The sequence below is a fragment of the Acinetobacter sp. YH18001 genome, assembly GCF_013416975.1.
GTDB lineage: Bacteria > Pseudomonadota > Gammaproteobacteria > Pseudomonadales > Moraxellaceae > Acinetobacter > Acinetobacter pseudolwoffii.
Genome location: NZ_VPEU01000028.1, coordinates 1 through 17,804 on the forward strand (window position 1 = coordinate 1; position 17,804 = coordinate 17,804).

The following is a 17,804-nucleotide window of genomic DNA, read 5'->3' on the forward strand; positions in this document are numbered from 1 at the left end:
CCGATCTGGGGCAATTTCTTGGAATGCCAACCCATATGTAGGCGTGACTCTAGGTTATAACGGTGGTGACATTTCCTGGTCTGATGATTTATCAATTAACGGTACAAAATATGATCTAGATATGGACAACAATCTGACTTATTTAAATGCTGAAATTCGTCCTTGGGCAAACTGGTTCTACATGGCTGCTGGTGTCGCTTACATTGATAATGATTACGATCTATCTCGACGTATCGGTGGCGGTGAAACCTTAAGTATTGATAACAATGATTATCAGCTTGCTACAGGTGCCACAGAAGGTCGCGTAAACGGTAAGCTATCCTATAAAAATAACATCGCTCCTTATGTAGGACTTGGTTTCTCTCCGGCAATTACCAACCGTTGGGGCGTATTTGGTGAAATTGGTGCATACTACAATGGTAATCCAACCGTGGATTTGATCGCTACGGGTCTTGCACCTGTCGAGGGTTCTCCTAGCGTAGGTACAGCGATTGAAAATGAAGAACGTAAAATTCGCGAAGATAACAAATATGAATGGTTCCCTGTAGCAAAACTGGGTGTAAGCTTCCGCTTCTAAGCTTGAGCTGCATAAAAAAACGAGCTTCGGCTCGTTTTTTTATGCGTTGTAATGAAAGTTTTAAAAGTGATAACCCAGTTTTAAGCCCATGATCCAGGCACTATTATCAGAAACAGCGGATAAGCCTGCAATCTGAGGCATAAGTGACTCAGATGTTGAGACCTCAGGTTTTTGAAATTTTAAATAATAGAACCCTGTGGCAATATCCCAAGTATCTTGAATCTTGTAAAGATGACCTAGTCCAATACCCCAATATCCATCACTCGGATTTAATGTCGAAGCCGGATTTCCTGTACCGGAATCCCATAAGAGTTCGATAGAGTTTATGCCAAAGGAGGGCCATTGATGCGCCAGACCGATTTTGGCAGACCATTGATCCTCACGATAATCAATCATCCTGAATGATTCTAATTCTGGGAATTCTAAGGCAGCATAGTCAATCACTACACTGAATTTAGGCGGCTGAATGACAAAATTTTGCCAGTTTAACCAGCGTAATGTGCCATAAAAGGCATTTTGATAAGGCAATCCTGTTTGAAAATCCAGATGGATGGATTGAGGGGTTTGAATCTGGGTATAGGGGGAGGGATTGGTGCCTACGACAATCGATTCAGCAGTTTTATGATGGTGAGCAATGGCTGAACGGTAAGTCAGCGCAGTTCTAAAAAAATATTCGGGTAGTTGATAACTGAATCCTGCAAGCCAGCCCCAAGCGGGATCTTGTTCAAATGTAGCCCGATAACCATTAAATATATAAAAGGTTTGCCCGGATAAATATAAGCTTCCTTCCAGACTTTGATAACTTAGCCCTGTATAAAAATTCCAGTGATTATCCGGTTGGAAGCCGATTAATGATGTGAGATTGTGGCTATCAAACTGGATAGTCGCGGCTTCAACAGAAAGCGCTTCACCTGCAAAAACAGGATTATAACTATAAGCCACATCTACATGATAAGGCTGATCATAAATCAGTCCCCATGACAGTTGAGGGTGAAGCTGTAATTTTAAGGCAACATTAGAGATAAATTGCGTACTGGCAAGTTGGCCCGTAGAAAAGTCAGTAATACCCAGTTGTTGCAGCTGCTCGGTATGCTGTACCTGACCGCTAATATCAGGGCGAACCCAAGCCAATGAAATTTCAGCATAATGATTTTTTTCAAAAAAAGACTGAATACTTTGATTGGACTGTTCAAAAGCAGCGCTATAACCTGACCCAGAAAAAGCGCAGCCCATACAGAAAAGAGCAAATTTGCTGTCGATCATATTGGTATAATTCAATTTATTATTAATGTGATTATGCTTGATATTTATACAGATTATCCACTTGAAAATAATAAAGAGGCTCGCTGGCCTCTTTGACTGAAAACTTATATATTTTTATTCGTCTGGATAGGCGACTTTTTTAAGCGCTTTAATATCGGCATCCGGCGAGCACAGGGAAATAAACTCGTAGCCATAACCACGTAGTAAATGTCCTTTACGTACCGCAATCCAGGTGGTATTCATGCCAAAAATATCCGTTTTAATCTGCTTTAAACGGTAATCACGCTCCGGGTCATAAGCGACATCGTTGACAATGCCGACGCCCATATTCATTTCCACATAGGTTTTAATCACATCGGCATCGAGTGCGGACATGACGATATCGACATCAAAGCCGGCTTCTTCAAAGGCGGTATCAATCTTGGAGCGACCGGTAAAACCACCATGATAGGTAATAATCGGGTAATGGGCCAGATCTTCGATCCGGATCTGATCTTTAGTTGCAAGTGGATGATTTTGCGGCGTAATAATACTATGTTGCCAGTTATAATAAGGTACGCTGGCCAGATTGTCTTCAGTCGTCAGTGCTTCGGTTGCAATACCGATATCGGCTTGACCTTGCAGCAGCATTTCCGTGATTTCTACCGGGCTGGCCTGTTGCAGAATCAAATGCACTTTAGGAAATTCTTTTTTAAATTGGCTGACAATCGGCGGTAGCACATAGCGCGCCTGGGTATGCGTGGTGGCAATGGTCAAGGTACCTTCATCAACTTTATTAAAATCATCAGCCAGACGCTTAATATTATCGGCATCGACCAGCATGCGTTCTACAATTCCTAATAGTGCCTGACCCGGCTCGGTTAAACCCAGTAGACGCTTACCCTTACGGATAAACAGCTGTACGCCAAGCTCATCTTCCAGATCTTTAATATGCTTACTTACTCCAGACTGCGAAGTATAAAGTGCAGCTGAGGCTTCAGTTAAATTAAAGTTCTGTCTAACCGTTTCTCGTATAATTCTTAATTGTTGGAAATTCATAATTCTCTTTACCCTAGAAGAGGATGGGGCATTTCGAAGCCCCATCTTTTGGTCTTAAGCGACCTGATTTTCAAATAAATGCAAGTTCACTGCACTTAACCACACGGTTTGATTGGGGCGGAATTGGTGTGCTCTTGCTTCATCAGGTGTCAGTAAAATTTCAATCAAGTTACCCTGACGGTCATTCAGTTCTGCAACGACTTTACCCGCAATCCATAATTCACGTATGAAAGTGGCCTGAATGGCATTGTCTTGTGGCTGTGCATGAATGCGCAGCTCATCAGGACGTGCGAATAAAATCACTTCACCTTGAGCAGCATTTTTTGCGCCATCAAAGTGAATGCGATCTTGCCCGAGCTGAATAATGCCGCCGTTGTTCTGGCCTTCAAAACGATTGGCTTGACCCAAGAAATCAAACACAAATGGGGTTGCCGGCGTTTCATAGACCTCACGTGGCGAACCGATCTGTTCGACATTACCTTTGTTCATCACCACAATCTGATCGGCCACTTCCAGCGCTTCTTCCTGATCGTGGGTCACAAAGATCGAGGTGATGTGCAACTCATCATGCAAGGTACGTAACCAGCGACGTAATTCCTTACGGACTTTGGCATCCAGTGCACCGAAAGGTTCATCTAGCAACAGCACCCGCGGTTCAACGGCTAAGGCACGTGCCAATGCAATACGCTGACGCTGGCCACCTGAAAGCTGAGCAGGGTAACGGTCAGCCAGAAAACCCAGCTGAACCAAATCAAGTAAACGCGTAACACGTTTTTTAATTTCCGCTTCAGATGGACGGGTTTTACGTGGGCGAACACGCAGACCAAAAGCAATATTGTCAAATACCGTCATATGACGAAACAGGGCATAATGTTGAAACACGAAGCCGACTTCACGTTCACGTACATGAACATTGGTCGCATCCTGACCTTCCAGAATGACCTGACCGCCATCTGCAGATTCTAGACCTGCAATAATCCGTAGCAGCGTGGTTTTGCCGCAACCTGATGGGCCGAGCAGGGCCACCAGTTGACCATCTGGAAAATCCAGCGAGATATTTTTAAGTGCATGGAATGCACCAAAGTGTTTTTCAATATTTTGTACTTGAATACTCATGTTGGCATTCCTTAAGAAACTGTAGAATCTTGATTACGTTTGTCCTGTTTTTCCTGGCGCAGTTCCACCCATGTTTTTAAAATCAGGGTGACAATTGCGAGGAGAGCCAGAAGCGAAGACACGGCAAACGCAGCACTAAAGGTATATTCGTTATAAAGAATTTCGACGTGTAGCGGTAAAGTATTGGTTTCACCGCGGATATGACCGGATACAACCGATACCGCACCAAACTCACCCATGGCCCGTGCATTACACAGAATCACGCCGTAAATCAGACCCCATTTGATATTTGGCAGGGTCACTTTCCAGAAAGTTTGCCAGCCAGATGCACCGAGCACAATCGCAGCTTCTTCTTCTTCCGTGCCTTGTGCTTCCATTAATGGAATTAACTCACGAGCCACGAAAGGTACAGTAATAAAGATGGTCGCCAGGACAATGGCAGGCACTGCATAAAGGATCTTGATGTCATTGTCCATTAGCCAAGACCCCATCCAGCCTTGCGTACCGAAAATCAGTACCAGCATTAAACCGGCAATCACGGGAGAGACCGAAAATGGCATATCAATCAAGGTGGTCAGGAAGGATTTACCCCGAAAGTTAAACTTCGCCACTGACCATGCCGCAGCCACACCAAATACCACGTTCAGCGGTACGGCGATTGCAGCAGTCAAAAGTGTAAGTTTGACCGCAGATAAAGTATCTGGATGCACCAATGCCTGTGTATAAACACCAATTCCCTGTTTAAAGGCTTCCACAAAAACCAGAATCAAAGGCAGGATCAGGCAGCTCAAGAAGAAAATCAGTGCAATAGTGATCAGGGTATAACGTACCCAGGTTGGCTCACGGGTTGCATCACGGGATTGCAGTTTTTCAGCCAGTGCATTGCTGTTGGTATTCAAACTCATCGTGCAGTTCTCCCGGTACGGCGGCTGGCCCAAGCTTGCAGTAAGTTAATCAGGAACAGCAGGACAAATGAAATCAGCAACATCACCACCGCAATTGTGGTTGCACCGGCATAATCATATTCTTCTAAACGAGAAATAATCATCAGTGGGGCAATTTCTGTTTCAAAGGGCTGATTCCCGGCAATGAAGATCACCGAACCATATTCACCAACACCGCGAGCGAAAGCTAACGCAAAGCCAGTGATAAGCGCAGGAAGTAAAATCGGGAAAATTACCTTGGTCACAATTTGCAAGCGATTTGCCCCGAGTGCAGATGCAGCTTCTTCCAGTTCGGTTTCCAGATCACTGAGTACCGGCTGTACGGTACGAACCACAAAAGGCAGGCCAATAAAGATTAGAGCCAGCGTAATACCAATCGGGGTATAAGCAACCTGAATACCAATCGGTTCAAGATACTGACCAATCCAGCCAGTCGGCGCATATAAAGAGGTCAAGGCAATACCGGCCACCGCTGTTGGCAGCGCAAAAGGCAAATCGACCAAGGCATCGACAATACGTTTGCCCGGGAAGCTATAACGTACCAGACACCAGGCCAATAACAGGCCAAACACCACATTCACCAGCGCAGCAATAATGGCTGCACTGAAACTGAGTTGTAGGGATTTTTGAATACGTTCAGAGCTCAGGATTTCCCACAAGCCTTCCCAGCCAATGCCCAGTGATTTAATAAAAACAGCAGACAGCGGGATTAAAACGATTAATGATAAATACGCTAGGGTAAAGCCTAGAGAAAGACCAAATCCTGGCAGCACTCGGGATCGCTGCGACATGATGACTCCTCAAAAGAGAGAAAGCTGGTTAAAACTAACCAGCGAAAATTAAAAAAAGAAATTGGACACAAGCATAATTTGCAACGACTAAAATGCAAATTTGAAATAATACTTGCTGTCATCAGTATTGCTGATATGTTGCATAGTCTTTTCTGAAATCAAATACTGGGCAAGTTCAGGAAAAGGGCCAAATCCTGAAGCGACATTGACATGCTCCACCTGTCCGAGATTAATCGGTTTGAGTTTCCAGGCTTTGGCCAGAAACTGGGCGTCTGCATAGCTTAACCAGGGATCATTTTCACTGATTAATAACGTGGCCGGAACCTGAATCTGCACTTGCTGAAAATAATGGCTGTAATCGGTCTGGCTGTTACGAACAAAACCATTTTCCCCAAAACGTGCCGGATTGGCCGGCGCGACCAGAATCAGCTTTTTAACTTTAGCAGTCAATTCTGGATGTTGTGCCAGTGCTGCGACCGAGGTTAAACAGCCAAAGCTGTGCGCTACAATCTGTACATCATCTTGAATATCTTGCAGGGCTTTGACAAATTCAGTGATCCATTCCTGCAAAACGGGATGATTCCAATCTTTTTGTTGCACACGAGAGCATCGACTGAGCTGATGTTGTAAGCATGTTTGCCAGTGATTGTATTCGCTACCACCTACACCTGGAACAATAAGCGTATGTATCATGTCGATGCTCCTGTCAGATCAGCTGCGAATTACTTCGCGCTGTTTGCCTTCACAATCTGGTCGAAAATACCGCCATTCTCAAAATGCGCTTTTTGCACTTTTGCCCAGCCGCCAAATTCCTGATCAATCGTTACCAGTTTGAGTGGTTTGAACACATGATTATATTTCTTTAAAGCTACTTCACTGCGTGGGCGATAATAATGTTTGCCTGCCAGATCTTGCCCCAGTGGTGAGTACAGGAAGTTTAAATAACCTTGAGCCAGATGCTTATTGCCTTTTCTCGCTGCATTTTTTTCTACAATCGCCACTGGCGGTTCAGCCAGAATAGACAGACTTGGCGTGATAATTTCAAACTTACCTGGTTGCTCACGAATCGCTAAGTACGCTTCATTTTCCCAGGCCAGCAAGACATCACCGATCCCGCGCTCGGCAAAGGTGGTAGTTGCACCACGCGCACCTGAATCCAGGACTTTGGTGTTTTTATAAATTTGGCGAACAAATTCTTGTGCAGTCGTGTCATTGCCACCGGCCTGATGCTTGGCCCATGCCCATGCCGCCAGATAGTTCCAGCGCGCGCCACCTGATGTTTTCGGATTCGGGGTAATAATGCCGACACCCGGTTTCACCAGATCGCCCCAGTCTTTAATCCCTTTGGGGTTGCCTTTACGCACCAAAAATACGATTGTTGAGGTATACGGTGTCGAGTTTTGTGGCAGTTTCTTTTGCCAGTCTGCTGGCAGTAATTTGGCTTTTTCTGCAAGCACATCAATATCGGCTGCGAGGGCCAAAGTCACCACATCTGCATTCAAGCCATCAATAACAGAGCGGGCCTGTTTACCAGAACCACCATGGGATTGCTTGAAGTTAATTTTTTGACCCGTACGGCTTTCCCAATATTTGCCAAAACTCTTGTTGACATCTTCATACAATTCACGTGTCGGATCGTAGGAAACATTCAAAAAATCACGTGCTGAAGCACCCAATGAGGTTGCCGAAATCACAGCAGCCAGAACCCCAAGTTTTATTGTTTTTGAAATACTCATTAGAAACCTCAATTTCTTACACGTTTTGTAACATAGCTGCAGAATAAACCTATTCTTTATGCGTAAAAAATAAATAAAAACGAATTTTATATGAAAAAAAAAGATAAGACAGAGCTGAAGTTATTGAAATGAGAATGGCCTTATCAATAAAGGCCATTGTTTCTGCTGGACTGCCTCATTATTTCGTATGATTTGCCTTTACAATTTGATCAAAGATCCCGCCATTATCGAAATGTGCTTTTTGTACCTTGGTCCAGCCACCAAATTCTTTGTCGATGGTGACTAACTTTAAAGGTTTAAATACGCTGCTATATTTCTTTAATACTTCGCTATTACGTGGACGATAGAAATTCTTCGCAGCCACAGTTTGCCCCGCAGGAGAATACAGATAATTCAAATAAGCTTTGGCCAGGTTTTCATTGCCATCTTTCTTGGCGTTTTTCTCTACAATTGCCACCGGTGGCTCGGCCAAAATTGACAGACTTGGCGTGATGATTTCAAATTTACCCGGCTGTTCACGAGTAGCGAGATGGGCTTCATTTTCCCAAGCCAGTAATACATCACCGATCCCGCGCTCAGCAAAAGTGGTGGTGGCTCCACGTGCGCCTGAGTCCAGCACTTTGGTCTGTTTATAAATTTGACGCACAAAATCTTGTGCTTTGCTGTCATTGCCACCAGGTTGATGTTTGGCCCATGCCCATGCCGCCAGATAGTTCCAGCGTGCACCGCCAGAAGTTTTCGGGTTTGGCGTAATGATCTCTACTCCAGGTTTCACCAGATCTCCCCAATCTTTAATCCCTTTTGGATTGCCTTTTTTGACCAGAAAGACGATGGTGGAGGTATAGGGGGTCGAGTTTTGCGGGAATTTTTTCTGCCAGTCTTTAGGCAGCAGACCTCTCGCTGCAATTTCATCAATGTCGGCCGCCAGCGCGAGGGTCACGACGTCTGCATCCAGACCATCAATCACAGCACGGGCCTGTTTACCTGAACCGCCATGCGACTGTTTATAGTTCACGTCCTGACCCGTGGTTTTTTTCCAGTATGCGCTGAATTCCTTATTAAAATTGTCATATAATTCGCGGGTTGGGTCATAAGACACGTTCAGGAAATCTTTTGCAGACACACTGAAAGCAGTGGCCGAAACCAGTGCAGCCAATACCCCAATTTTTAATTTACCAATATTCATTTTTGCCTCAATTTTTTTAGCTTTTGTTGGACAAGGCAAGAATAGCTGGAGATATTTTGCATAAAAAATAATTAAAAATGCATTTGATGTGAGTAAAAGAGATAAATCGATGGAGCTTATCTCTCAGTACTCAATTGTTGATTTGAGAGGCAATAAAATATGCTCTGTTTGAAAAATGCGAAACATGTCAGTGAGATAGAAGTACTCGATCGGGCCTTTCATTATGGTGATGGCTGTTTTAGCACGGCCCGGATTCGACAGGACCGGGTGGAATTATATGATCGTCATCTGGCACGTTTGCAGCTCAGTAATCAAAAATTAAGTTTGCATGCTGATTTAGCTCTGATTGCAGAAAGTTTAGAACTTTTACGTGAATCAGAAAGTCAGCTGAATGGAACATTAAAGATCGTGCTGAGTCGTGGAGTCGGCGAGCGGGGCTATAGTTTGCCAGAGCATCCGGCGGATCTGTGGGTATTTTATTATCCTCAAGCCCTACATGATTTAAAGTATGAACAGATCCAAAGTGGGGTATTACAGCAGGCACTGGGATTGACCATGCCGGGTCTGGTCGGACTAAAAACCTTGAATCGCCTGGAGCAGGTTTTGCTCAAGCAGGAGGCGGATCAGCGCGGTTGGTCTGAGGCACTGGTGACAGATGTACAGGGCGGGGTTGTCGAAGGGGTGAGCAGTAATTGTTTCATTTGTATAAACAATACATGGATTACGCCGGAACTTCGTTATAATGGCGTCTTTGGGGTGATGCGTGCAGAAATTCTACAACGGATGCAAGATCAGGGAATTGCCTGTCAGCAACGTTACATCGATATGGAGGAAATAGCCCATATTCAGAGTCTGTTTTTTTGTAATGCGCTAAACCCGATGAAAATTGTCACTCAATTTGAGCAGCGATCCCTGGATGGCGATGCTTGTATTGAACTTTTTAACCGTCTTCGATTAAATCAGATGTCTTAATATGTCAGCTTCCAAGTCTAAAGCCAAAAAGAACAATACAGCCAAATTTTCGTCACTTTTCAAAGGAATTGCCTTCGTCCTGATTGGACTTGCCTTGATTTTGGTACTGGTCTTAAAAAGTAGTTTGTGGAAAGACTATCCTGTAGACGGACAAAAACAGCTGCTGGCGATTGGGTCAGGGGAAACCTATTCTGGTTTTATTGACCGTCTGGCCAAAGAAAAGCAGGTCAGTTTCCCGATTATTCTCAAGCTTTATCAGCGCATCCTGATTCATGACACCATGAAAGCTGGCGTATATGAAGTGCGCCAGGGCATGAGCATTCGTCAGGTTCTGGATATGATCTCCAATGCTGAAAATGCCCAGATGAACCGGATTTTGGTGATTGAAGGAACCACATTCAAACAGCTGATTGATGCTTTGAAGAAAGATGATCTGGTGACCAAAGAAGTGTCACATTTGCCAACGGCACAACTCCTTAAAGAGCTCAATATTCCATTTTCACATCCTGAAGGTCTGTTTGCACCGGATACATACTTCTTTGCTAAAGGTGAAACTGACCGTAAAATTTTAACCAATCTGTATCAGCGCCAGATGAAGGCACTGGATCAGGCCTGGGAAAAACGCGTGACTGATCTGCCCTATCAGAATAAATATGAAGCGCTGATCATGGCGTCGATCATTGAAAAAGAAACCAGTGTGGATAGTGAGCTAGAACAGGTTTCTGGAGTGTTCGTGCGCCGTTTAAAAATTGGCATGCGTTTACAGACCGATCCCACCGTGATTTACGGAATGGGCGATAGCTATAATGGCAATATTACCCGCAAGGATTTACGTACGCCGACGCCGTATAACACCTATACCATGTCTGGTTTGCCGCCAACGCCAATTGCACTGCCAAGTAAGAAAGCCATTGAAGCAGCCATGCATCCGGATAATTCTGACAACCTTTATTTTGTCGCCACGGGCAATGGCGGACATACGTTTACGACCAATCTGAATGATCACAATAAAGCAGTGCAGGAGTATCTGACCATTTTACGCTCGAAGAATAAGGAATGAGTATGTTTATTAGCTTTGAAGGCACAGAAGGTGTAGGTAAAACCACACTCATTCGTTCGATCTATGACGATTTTATGGCCCAAGGCAAAGATGTGATGCTTACGCGCGAGCCGGGTGGTACGCCGATGGCCGAGCAGATCCGAGCACTACTTCTGGCTGTGAATCATGAAGAAGCGATGGCGCATGATACCGAATTACTATTGATGTATGCGGCGCGTGCCCAGCATTTGGCACAAGTCATTCTGCCAGCCTTAGCAGCCGGAAAAATTGTACTCTGTGACCGTTTTACTGATGCCAGCTTTGCCTATCAATGTGCAGGTCGTGGACTCAGTGAAACAAAGCTGCAGTTATTAAATGATCACTTTGTGGCACGTATGCCGGACATCACCTTCTGGTTAGAAGCACCGATTGAACTGGGAATGAACCGGGCACGCGCGCGTGGCGCACTGGATCGCTTTGAACAAGAGAAAGTCACTTTCTTTGAGAAAGTAAGAGCCGGCTATGAAACGTTGTGGCAGCGTCATCCGGAACGGATCAAACGTCTGGATGCAACCCGTACACCGGAGCAGGTATTCGAGCAGGCTTTAAGTTATTTGAAGTCTGGTTTAAATTGAAATCCTGTTTATTTTAATTTTCACTAGGTAAATGTGTGAAAAATCTTCTATATTGAAGGCAATATAGAAGATTTTTTTAATAAGATGAAAACGACCAAAACCGAAATCCAACAATTTTTACAACAAGAATTTCCACAAAGCCTAGAAAAATGTAGGATCGAAGCCGTTGTTCCACGCGGCGCAACTTTGCTGTATCAGGTTAGCGCACAAGAGTTGCGTCCGGGTGGTACTGTTTCTGGCCCAACCATGATGACCTTGGCCGATCTTGCCTTATATGTCGCTATTCTGGGCGAAATTGGCCTGGTGGGTTTGGCTGTCACCACCAATCTGAATATCAATTTTCTCCGTAAACCTTCAGGTGGCACGGATTTGCGAGGAGAGTGCAAGCTTATTAAAGTCGGTAAAGTTCTGATTGTCGGGGAAGTCTGGATTTATTCAGTAGACCTTGATGAGCCAGTGGCGCATGTTACTGCGACTTATGCCATTCCACCTCAACACTAAACACCTGAAGAATAGAAGTTCAGTGATATAAATAGCCTAAGCTTAATTAAGTAGGTGAGCGCTAAAAGACAGGGAGATATGATTTAAAAATCATATCTCCCCAATAATCTAAATATTGACCAAGGGTGTTTCTACTTCAAAATTCACCGGATTTAGAATGGTCTTGCGTAATTCAGGCAATAATTCCGGATAGTCCAGCGTGAAATGCAGGCCACGAGATTCTTTACGCTGCATGGCACAGCGCACAATCATTTCTGAGACCAGCACCAGATTGCGAAGCTCGATCAGGTTTTTGCTGACCTGATAATCTTGGTAATACTCGGTGATTTCTTTTTTCAGCATTTCAATACGATGCAAGGCACGTTCCAGACGTTTGGTGCTGCGCACAATACCGACATAGTTCCACATGGTCTGACGTAGCTCATCCCAGTTTTGCAGAATCACCACATCTTCATCCGGATTGGTTACCTGTGAGTCATCCCAGATGGGTACGGGCGGAAAGGCATAGTCAGCATTGAAATGAGATTCGATATGCTTGGCTGCACTCATGCCATACACAAAGCATTCTAAAAGTGAGTTACTGGCCATTCGGTTAGCACCGTGCAGACCAGTATAAGAGGTTTCCCCAATTGCATATAGACCTGCGATATCAGTCTGGCTATGTTCATCGACCACAACGCCACCACAGGTGTAATGGGCTGCAGGTACCACTGGAATCATATCTTTGGTGATATCAATACCCAGTTCCAGCAGGCGGGCATAAAGCGTAGGAAAATGTTCTCTAACAAAGCTTTCATCCTTATGGGTAATATCCAGCCAGACATGCCGAATACCCAAGCGCTTAATTTCATAGTCGATTGCGCGTGCGACAATATCGCGTGGTGCAAGTTCGGCGCGCTCGTCAAAACGCAGCATAAAGCGTTCGCCATCGGGCAGACGCAGATAAGCCCCTTCGCCGCGCATTGCTTCAGTGATGAGGAAGGAGCGCGCTTGTGGATGATAGAGACAGGTCGGATGGAACTGGTTAAATTCCATGTTAGCCACCCGGCAGCCGGCACGATAGGCCATGGCAATGCCGTCACCTGTGGCAATATCCGGATTTGATGTATAAAGATAGGCTTTCATGGCACCGCCACAGGCAAGGGCGGTAAAGGGCGCTAAAAAAGTATGTACTTTTTCATTTTTTTCATCCAGCACATATAAACCTAGCGCGCGGTTTTCACCGTCTAGGCCAAGTTTATGTGAACAGATCAGATCAATCGCAATATAATTTTCAAAAATAGTGATATTTGATTTTTCTTGGGCGCGTTGTACCAAAGTAGTCGAAATTGCACGACCTGTGGCATCTGCGGCATGAATAATCCGGCGCTGTGAATGGCCGCCTTCACGGGTGAGATGCAACTGTTCCTGTTCATCCAGGGTAAATTGCACACCGTGTTTTAGCAGAAAGTCAACTGATGGTTTGCCCCCTTCTACCGTCTGTTTGACTGCGTCCATTTCACATAGCTGTGCACCTGCAATCATGGTGTCATCAATATGCTGTTCAATCGAATCCATTTTATCGAGTACTGCAGCAACACCGCCTTGCGCATAAAAGGTGCTGGCATCTGTCAGGGTGGATTTCGCTAAAACTGCAATATTAAAATGGTCCGGGAGCGATAAGGCTAAACTTAAACCGGCACCGCCACTGCCCACAATAATGACGTCAAATTGATGGGTAAGGGATGAATTAGACATGTCCATCAGCTAATTTTAAAAAAAGTTTGGTAATAACAGCGCTTTTTTGTGCAAAAGGCAAGCGTTGAAATGCTCATTTATTAATGAAAAAAATTAATCAAAGCCTTAACTTAGTGTTTTAATGATGAGATATTGTCCAGCGTGAAGCATTGAAACATATTATTACTTAAACTTTACAATGTTTGTGATAAAACCTATTTACATAAATTTATCAACAATTTGAGTGAATAATTTATATGAAAATTCTAGACTTAAAAAAAGGATTATTTGCAGCGACCCTGACCATGAGTGCTGCACAGTTGCAGGCTGTCACACCGGTTGATTTTTCAAATCTGGTCGAGCAGGTCAGTCCTGCCGTGGTCAGTGTCAATGTCGTTAAAAAAATGAGCGAAGAAGAACTCTTACAACAACAAGTTCCGGAAATTCTGCGTCGCTTCTTTGGCAATCAGGTGATTATCCCGCAGCAGCGCATGCCACAGGAAAAAACCGGCTATGGCAGTGCATTTTTTATCAGTAAAGATGGCTATCTGCTGACCAACCATCATGTGGTTGAGGATGCATCTAAAGTCACCATTACCCTGAATGATCGCCGTGAAATTGATGCTACTGTGGTGGGAAGTGATGCACGTACCGACGTAGCTTTACTTAAGGTCACAGGTTCGAATTTTCCAGAATTGCGTACCGGGGATGTAGGCCGCTTACGTGTCGGTGAGCCTGTGCTTGCGATTGGTTCGCCATTTGGTTTTGATTATTCGGCCTCTGCCGGAATCGTCAGTGCCAAAATGCGCAACATGATGGGTGAAACAGCAGTGCCTTTTATCCAGACAGACGTGGCCCTCAATCCGGGTAACTCTGGTGGGCCTTTATTTAACCAGCATGGTGAAGTGGTCGGGGTGAACTCGCGGATCTTCAGTGGAACCGGCGGTTATATGGGGCTATCCTTCTCAATTCCGATTGATGTGGCCATGGAAGTGGCAGAGCAGCTGAAAAAGAATGGTAAAGTGACCCGTTCCTATCTGGGGGTCAGCTTGCAGGATATCGACCGTAATCTGGCAGAGTCTTACAACCTTTCTAAGCCTGAAGGCTCCTTAATTACTCAGGTTGCACCAAATTCACCCGCCGCACGTGCCGGTCTACGTGTCAGCGACGTGATTTTAAAATATAACGGCACTGCGATTTCACGCACCAGTGAATTATTAAACTATCTCAACCGTACTGCACCTCAGCAACAGGTACAGCTGGAGGTTTTACGTGATGATAAGCGCCGTAATATTTCAGCAACCTTAAGTACCGCACCGGATGATACCCCTGCAAAAGCTGGAGCACAGGCGCAGCCGAGCAAAGGGCCTGTAATTGGTGTAGCTATTCGTGATTTAAGTTCGCTAGAAAAGGATCGACTGGAGATCAAAGGCGGGGTCATGATTCAGGATGTTCGTTCAGGTGGCATTGCCGCACAGGCGCGTATCATGCCAAACGATGTGGTAACGCATATTAATAACAAGGCAGTATTGAACGCAGAGCAATTTGTACAAGAAGTTTCTGAGTTGAAGAAGGGCAATGTGGCACGCGTTACGCTCATGCGCCAAGGGCAGCGTGCGATTGTCGGAATGCGTATCTAATTCTATTCAGATTTTTAAATATAAAAAACCGCTTTTGATGGGCGGTTTTTTATTATTTGCAATTTACCCAGTCTATAAATTCGGTAGACTCTATTCAGTTGAAAATCATGGAAAGGATAAGAGAAAATGACAGCTATTTTTGATCTTGCGTTAAAGGTGCAAGCTGAACATATCGATGGCTTGGGCCATGTCAATAATGTGGTCTATGTACAGTGGATGCAGGAAGTCGCCACAGCCCATATTGAAAAATTGGGATTGGGGTTAAAGGAATATGTGGAACTGAAACATGCCATGGTGGCGGTTGAGCATCAGGTACAATATCGCAAGGCCGCTTTTGAGGGCGATGAAATTATTTTGCGAACCTGGCTGAACGATATCAATGCACTGTATTCATTTCGCCAATATGCATTTTATCGACCACAGGATCAAACCCTGTTATTTACAGGTAATACGCAGTGGGCCTGTATTGAAATGGCCACTGGACGTCCTAAACGCATGTCGCCTACCTTTACCCAAGCCTATCAACCTCTTTCTGAGCAGATCAATCCTTATGATTTTTCAATAGTGTATCTAGATCAATAAGTGCTCGCTTCTTTGGCACAGAGTTAGATATTTCAATCAGGTTTAGCAAAAATATGGCGTGATTTTCAAAGCTTCATTGCAGTGATTGAGCTTGAGATCGCTGGACAGGTATTTTGGCAGAGTGGACAAAGCTAAAAATATAATTCTTTTTCTAGATCACCATTCTGCTATAATCCTTCGCAATTTCTATTCGGCTTTTGTTATGTAATATTTTTAAATTACATAGCGCGTTTTTTCTCAAGGTAACCCATGGCGCAAGCTAAAAAATCTGTTGATATTAAAAACATTCGTAACTTCTCGATTATTGCGCATATTGACCACGGTAAATCGACCCTCGCAGATCGCTTTATTCAGACCTGTGGTGGTTTGCAAGATCGTGAAATGCAGGCTCAAGTCCTCGATTCTATGGAGCTTGAGCGCGAACGTGGGATTACCATTAAAGCCACTTCGGTGACGCTAAACTATACCCATCCAAATGGTGAAGTTTATCAGCTGAACTTTATTGATACGCCGGGACACGTTGACTTCTCGTATGAAGTGTCGCGCTCGCTCGCAGCCTGTGAAGGTGCTTTATTAGTCGTTGATGCGGCGCAAGGTGTGGAAGCACAGTCTGTCGCCAACTGCTATACCGCGATTGAGCAAGGTCTGGAAGTACTGCCCGTACTGAACAAGATCGATTTGCCGCAAGCTGAACCTGAGCGTGTGATTCACGAGATTGAAGAAATTATCGGCATTGAAGCGACAGAAGCACCGACATGTTCAGCCAAAACCGGTCTGGGCATTGAAAATGTTTTAGAAACCCTGGTGAATGTGATTCCGGCACCGGTCGGTGATCGCGAAGCGCCGTTGCAAGCCCTGATTGTAGATTCATGGTTTGACAACTACCTTGGGGTAGTTTCTCTGGTACGTGTAAAGCAGGGTCGTGTGCGTAAAGGCGACAAGATGTTGATGAAATCAACAGGTCAAACGCACATCATTACTTCTGTTGGGATCTTTAATCCGAAACATACTGAAACAGGCATGTTGGAAGCAGGCGAAGTCGGCTTCGTGATTGCCGGTATTAAAGATATTTTCGGTGCGCCGGTGGGTGATACCATTACCTTGGCAACCACACCTGAAGTTGCAACGCTACCGGGCTTTAAAAAAGTAAAACCGCAGGTTTATGCCGGTTTATTCCCGATTGATGCCAGTGACTTTGAACCGTTTCGTGAAGCTTTACATAAACTGCAAATTAATGACTCGGCCTTGTTCTTTGAACCGGAAAGTTCGGATGCACTCGGTTTTGGTTTCCGCTGTGGCTTCTTGGGCATGCTACACATGGAGATTGTACAAGAGCGTTTAGAACGCGAGTATGATCTTGATCTGATTTCTTCTGCGCCAACCGTAATTTACGAAGCAGTGATGAAAAATGGCCAGACGATTTATATCGACAGCCCGTCTAAAATGCCGGATGGTTCAACCGTAGAAGATTTACGTGAACCGATTGCCGAATGTCATATTTTAGTACCGCAAGAATATCTGGGTAATGTCATGACCTTGTGTATCGAGCGCCGTGGCATACAAAAAGACATGAAATTCCTCGGTAATCAGGTATCGATTACTTTTGAAATTCCAATGGCAGAAGTGGTCATGGATTTCTTCGATAAATTGAAGTCTTGTTCACGTGGTTTTGCATCCCTCGACTATAACTTTGTCCGTTTCGAAAGCTCTTCATTGGTAAAAGTGGATGTGCTGATCAATGGGGAAAAAGTCGATGCTCTGGCAATGATCTGTCACCGTAATGACGCGCGTCATCGTGGCATTGCGCTGGTGGAAAAAATGAAAGACCTGATTCCACGTCAAATGTTTGATGTCGCAATTCAGGCGGCAATTGGTGCGCAAATCATTGCACGTTCTACTGTAAAAGCCATGCGTAAAAACGTATTGGCCAAATGTTATGGTGGTGACGTGTCACGTAAGAAAAAACTTCTGTCTAAACAGAAAGAAGGTAAGAAACGCATGAAGCAGGTGGGTAGTGTCGAAATCCCGCAAGAAGCGTTCCTCGCTGTGTTAAAAGTCGAACGCTAGA

Annotated in this window: 17 protein-coding genes; 8 read left to right on the plus strand and 9 right to left on the minus strand. The window is 44.7% G+C overall.

All coding sequences use genetic code 11. The features are described from left to right. Window positions 1-577 (plus strand): ornithine uptake porin CarO (gene carO, locus FTV48_RS09760; protein ID WP_180000167.1); only part of this gene is annotated, 577 nt, incomplete at its 5' end. 60 nt (window positions 578-637) lie between these two features. Here the strand turns inward: carO and FTV48_RS09765 are convergent. From FTV48_RS09765 to FTV48_RS09800, 8 genes are all read right to left on the minus strand, one after another. Continuing rightward, complete coding sequence (locus tag FTV48_RS09765) at window positions 638-1,840, minus strand: outer membrane protein transport protein (protein WP_180000169.1); 1,203 nt, start codon at window positions 1,838-1,840, stop codon at window positions 638-640. Between the two features lie 114 nt (window positions 1,841-1,954). Then, window positions 1,955-2,878, minus strand: a complete 924-nt coding sequence (locus tag FTV48_RS09770; RefSeq protein ID WP_005097573.1) for a CysB family HTH-type transcriptional regulator — start codon at window positions 2,876-2,878, stop codon at window positions 1,955-1,957. A 54-nt stretch (window positions 2,879-2,932) separates the two neighbouring features. Continuing rightward, a complete protein-coding gene (locus tag FTV48_RS09775) occupies window positions 2,933-3,994 on the minus strand; it encodes a sulfate/molybdate ABC transporter ATP-binding protein (RefSeq protein ID WP_005097572.1) in 1,062 nt (353 codons plus the stop codon). An 11-nt stretch (window positions 3,995-4,005) separates the two neighbouring features. Continuing rightward, window positions 4,006-4,899: a sulfate ABC transporter permease subunit CysW gene (cysW, locus tag FTV48_RS09780; RefSeq protein ID WP_005097571.1), complete on the minus strand. Its 894-nt coding sequence runs from the start codon at window positions 4,897-4,899 to the stop codon at window positions 4,006-4,008. Continuing rightward, entirely contained in the window at window positions 4,896-5,729 is an 834-nt protein-coding gene (gene cysT / locus FTV48_RS09785; protein ID WP_005097570.1) for a sulfate ABC transporter permease subunit CysT, read from the minus strand. Before cysT ends, cysW begins: the two co-directional genes overlap by 4 nt. Before the next feature lie 87 nt (window positions 5,730-5,816). Continuing rightward, the gene (locus FTV48_RS09790; RefSeq protein WP_180000171.1) at window positions 5,817-6,422 is read right to left on the minus strand and encodes an alpha/beta hydrolase; all 606 of its coding nucleotides are present in this window, start codon (window positions 6,420-6,422) and stop codon (window positions 5,817-5,819) included. A gap of 29 nt (window positions 6,423-6,451) precedes the next feature. Beyond that, on the minus strand, window positions 6,452-7,465 hold the full coding sequence (locus tag FTV48_RS09795; RefSeq protein ID WP_005097567.1) for a sulfate ABC transporter substrate-binding protein: 1,014 nt from the start codon (window positions 7,463-7,465) through the stop codon (window positions 6,452-6,454). Between the two features lie 178 nt (window positions 7,466-7,643). Continuing rightward, window positions 7,644-8,651 (minus strand): sulfate ABC transporter substrate-binding protein, encoded by a 1,008-nt coding sequence (locus tag FTV48_RS09800; protein ID WP_159138201.1) that lies wholly within the window; start codon window positions 8,649-8,651, stop codon window positions 7,644-7,646. A gap of 159 nt (window positions 8,652-8,810) precedes the next feature. Here FTV48_RS09800 and pabC point away from each other — a divergent pair, with 159 nt between their 5' ends. From pabC to FTV48_RS09820, 4 genes are all read left to right on the plus strand, one after another. Then, window positions 8,811-9,623 (plus strand): aminodeoxychorismate lyase, encoded by an 813-nt coding sequence (gene pabC / locus FTV48_RS09805; RefSeq protein WP_005097565.1) that lies wholly within the window; start codon window positions 8,811-8,813, stop codon window positions 9,621-9,623. Between the two features lies 1 nt (window position 9,624). Next, window positions 9,625-10,683, plus strand: a complete 1,059-nt coding sequence (gene mltG, locus FTV48_RS09810) for an endolytic transglycosylase MltG (RefSeq protein WP_180000173.1) — start codon at window positions 9,625-9,627, stop codon at window positions 10,681-10,683. Between the two features lie 2 nt (window positions 10,684-10,685). Continuing rightward, the gene (tmk, locus tag FTV48_RS09815) at window positions 10,686-11,297 is read left to right on the plus strand and encodes a dTMP kinase (RefSeq protein WP_074383333.1); all 612 of its coding nucleotides are present in this window, start codon (window positions 10,686-10,688) and stop codon (window positions 11,295-11,297) included. Between the two features lie 84 nt (window positions 11,298-11,381). After that, window positions 11,382-11,798 carry a PaaI family thioesterase gene (locus FTV48_RS09820; RefSeq protein WP_005097561.1) on the plus strand — a complete coding sequence of 139 codons (417 nt, stop codon included), beginning with the start codon at window positions 11,382-11,384 and terminating at the stop codon, window positions 11,796-11,798. Between the two features lie 108 nt (window positions 11,799-11,906). Here FTV48_RS09820 and nadB read toward each other — a convergent pair whose 3' ends face one another. After that, complete coding sequence (gene nadB / locus FTV48_RS09825) at window positions 11,907-13,535, minus strand: L-aspartate oxidase (RefSeq protein ID WP_005170113.1); 1,629 nt, start codon at window positions 13,533-13,535, stop codon at window positions 11,907-11,909. Between the two features lie 236 nt (window positions 13,536-13,771). Here nadB and FTV48_RS09830 point away from each other — a divergent pair, with 236 nt between their 5' ends. The 3 genes from FTV48_RS09830 to lepA all read left to right on the plus strand — a co-directional run bounded on the left by FTV48_RS09830 (window position 13,772) and on the right by lepA (window position 17,803). Continuing rightward, window positions 13,772-15,154, plus strand: coding sequence for a Do family serine endopeptidase (locus FTV48_RS09830; RefSeq protein WP_005097559.1), 1,383 nt, complete (start codon window positions 13,772-13,774; stop codon window positions 15,152-15,154). Window positions 15,155-15,280: 126 nt separating this feature from the next. Further along, complete coding sequence (locus FTV48_RS09835) at window positions 15,281-15,736, plus strand: thioesterase family protein (protein WP_180000175.1); 456 nt, start codon at window positions 15,281-15,283, stop codon at window positions 15,734-15,736. 249 nt (window positions 15,737-15,985) lie between these two features. After that, entirely contained in the window at window positions 15,986-17,803 is a 1,818-nt protein-coding gene (lepA, locus tag FTV48_RS09840) for a translation elongation factor 4 (protein ID WP_005097556.1), read from the plus strand. The last annotated feature ends 1 nt before the right edge of the window (window position 17,804 follow it).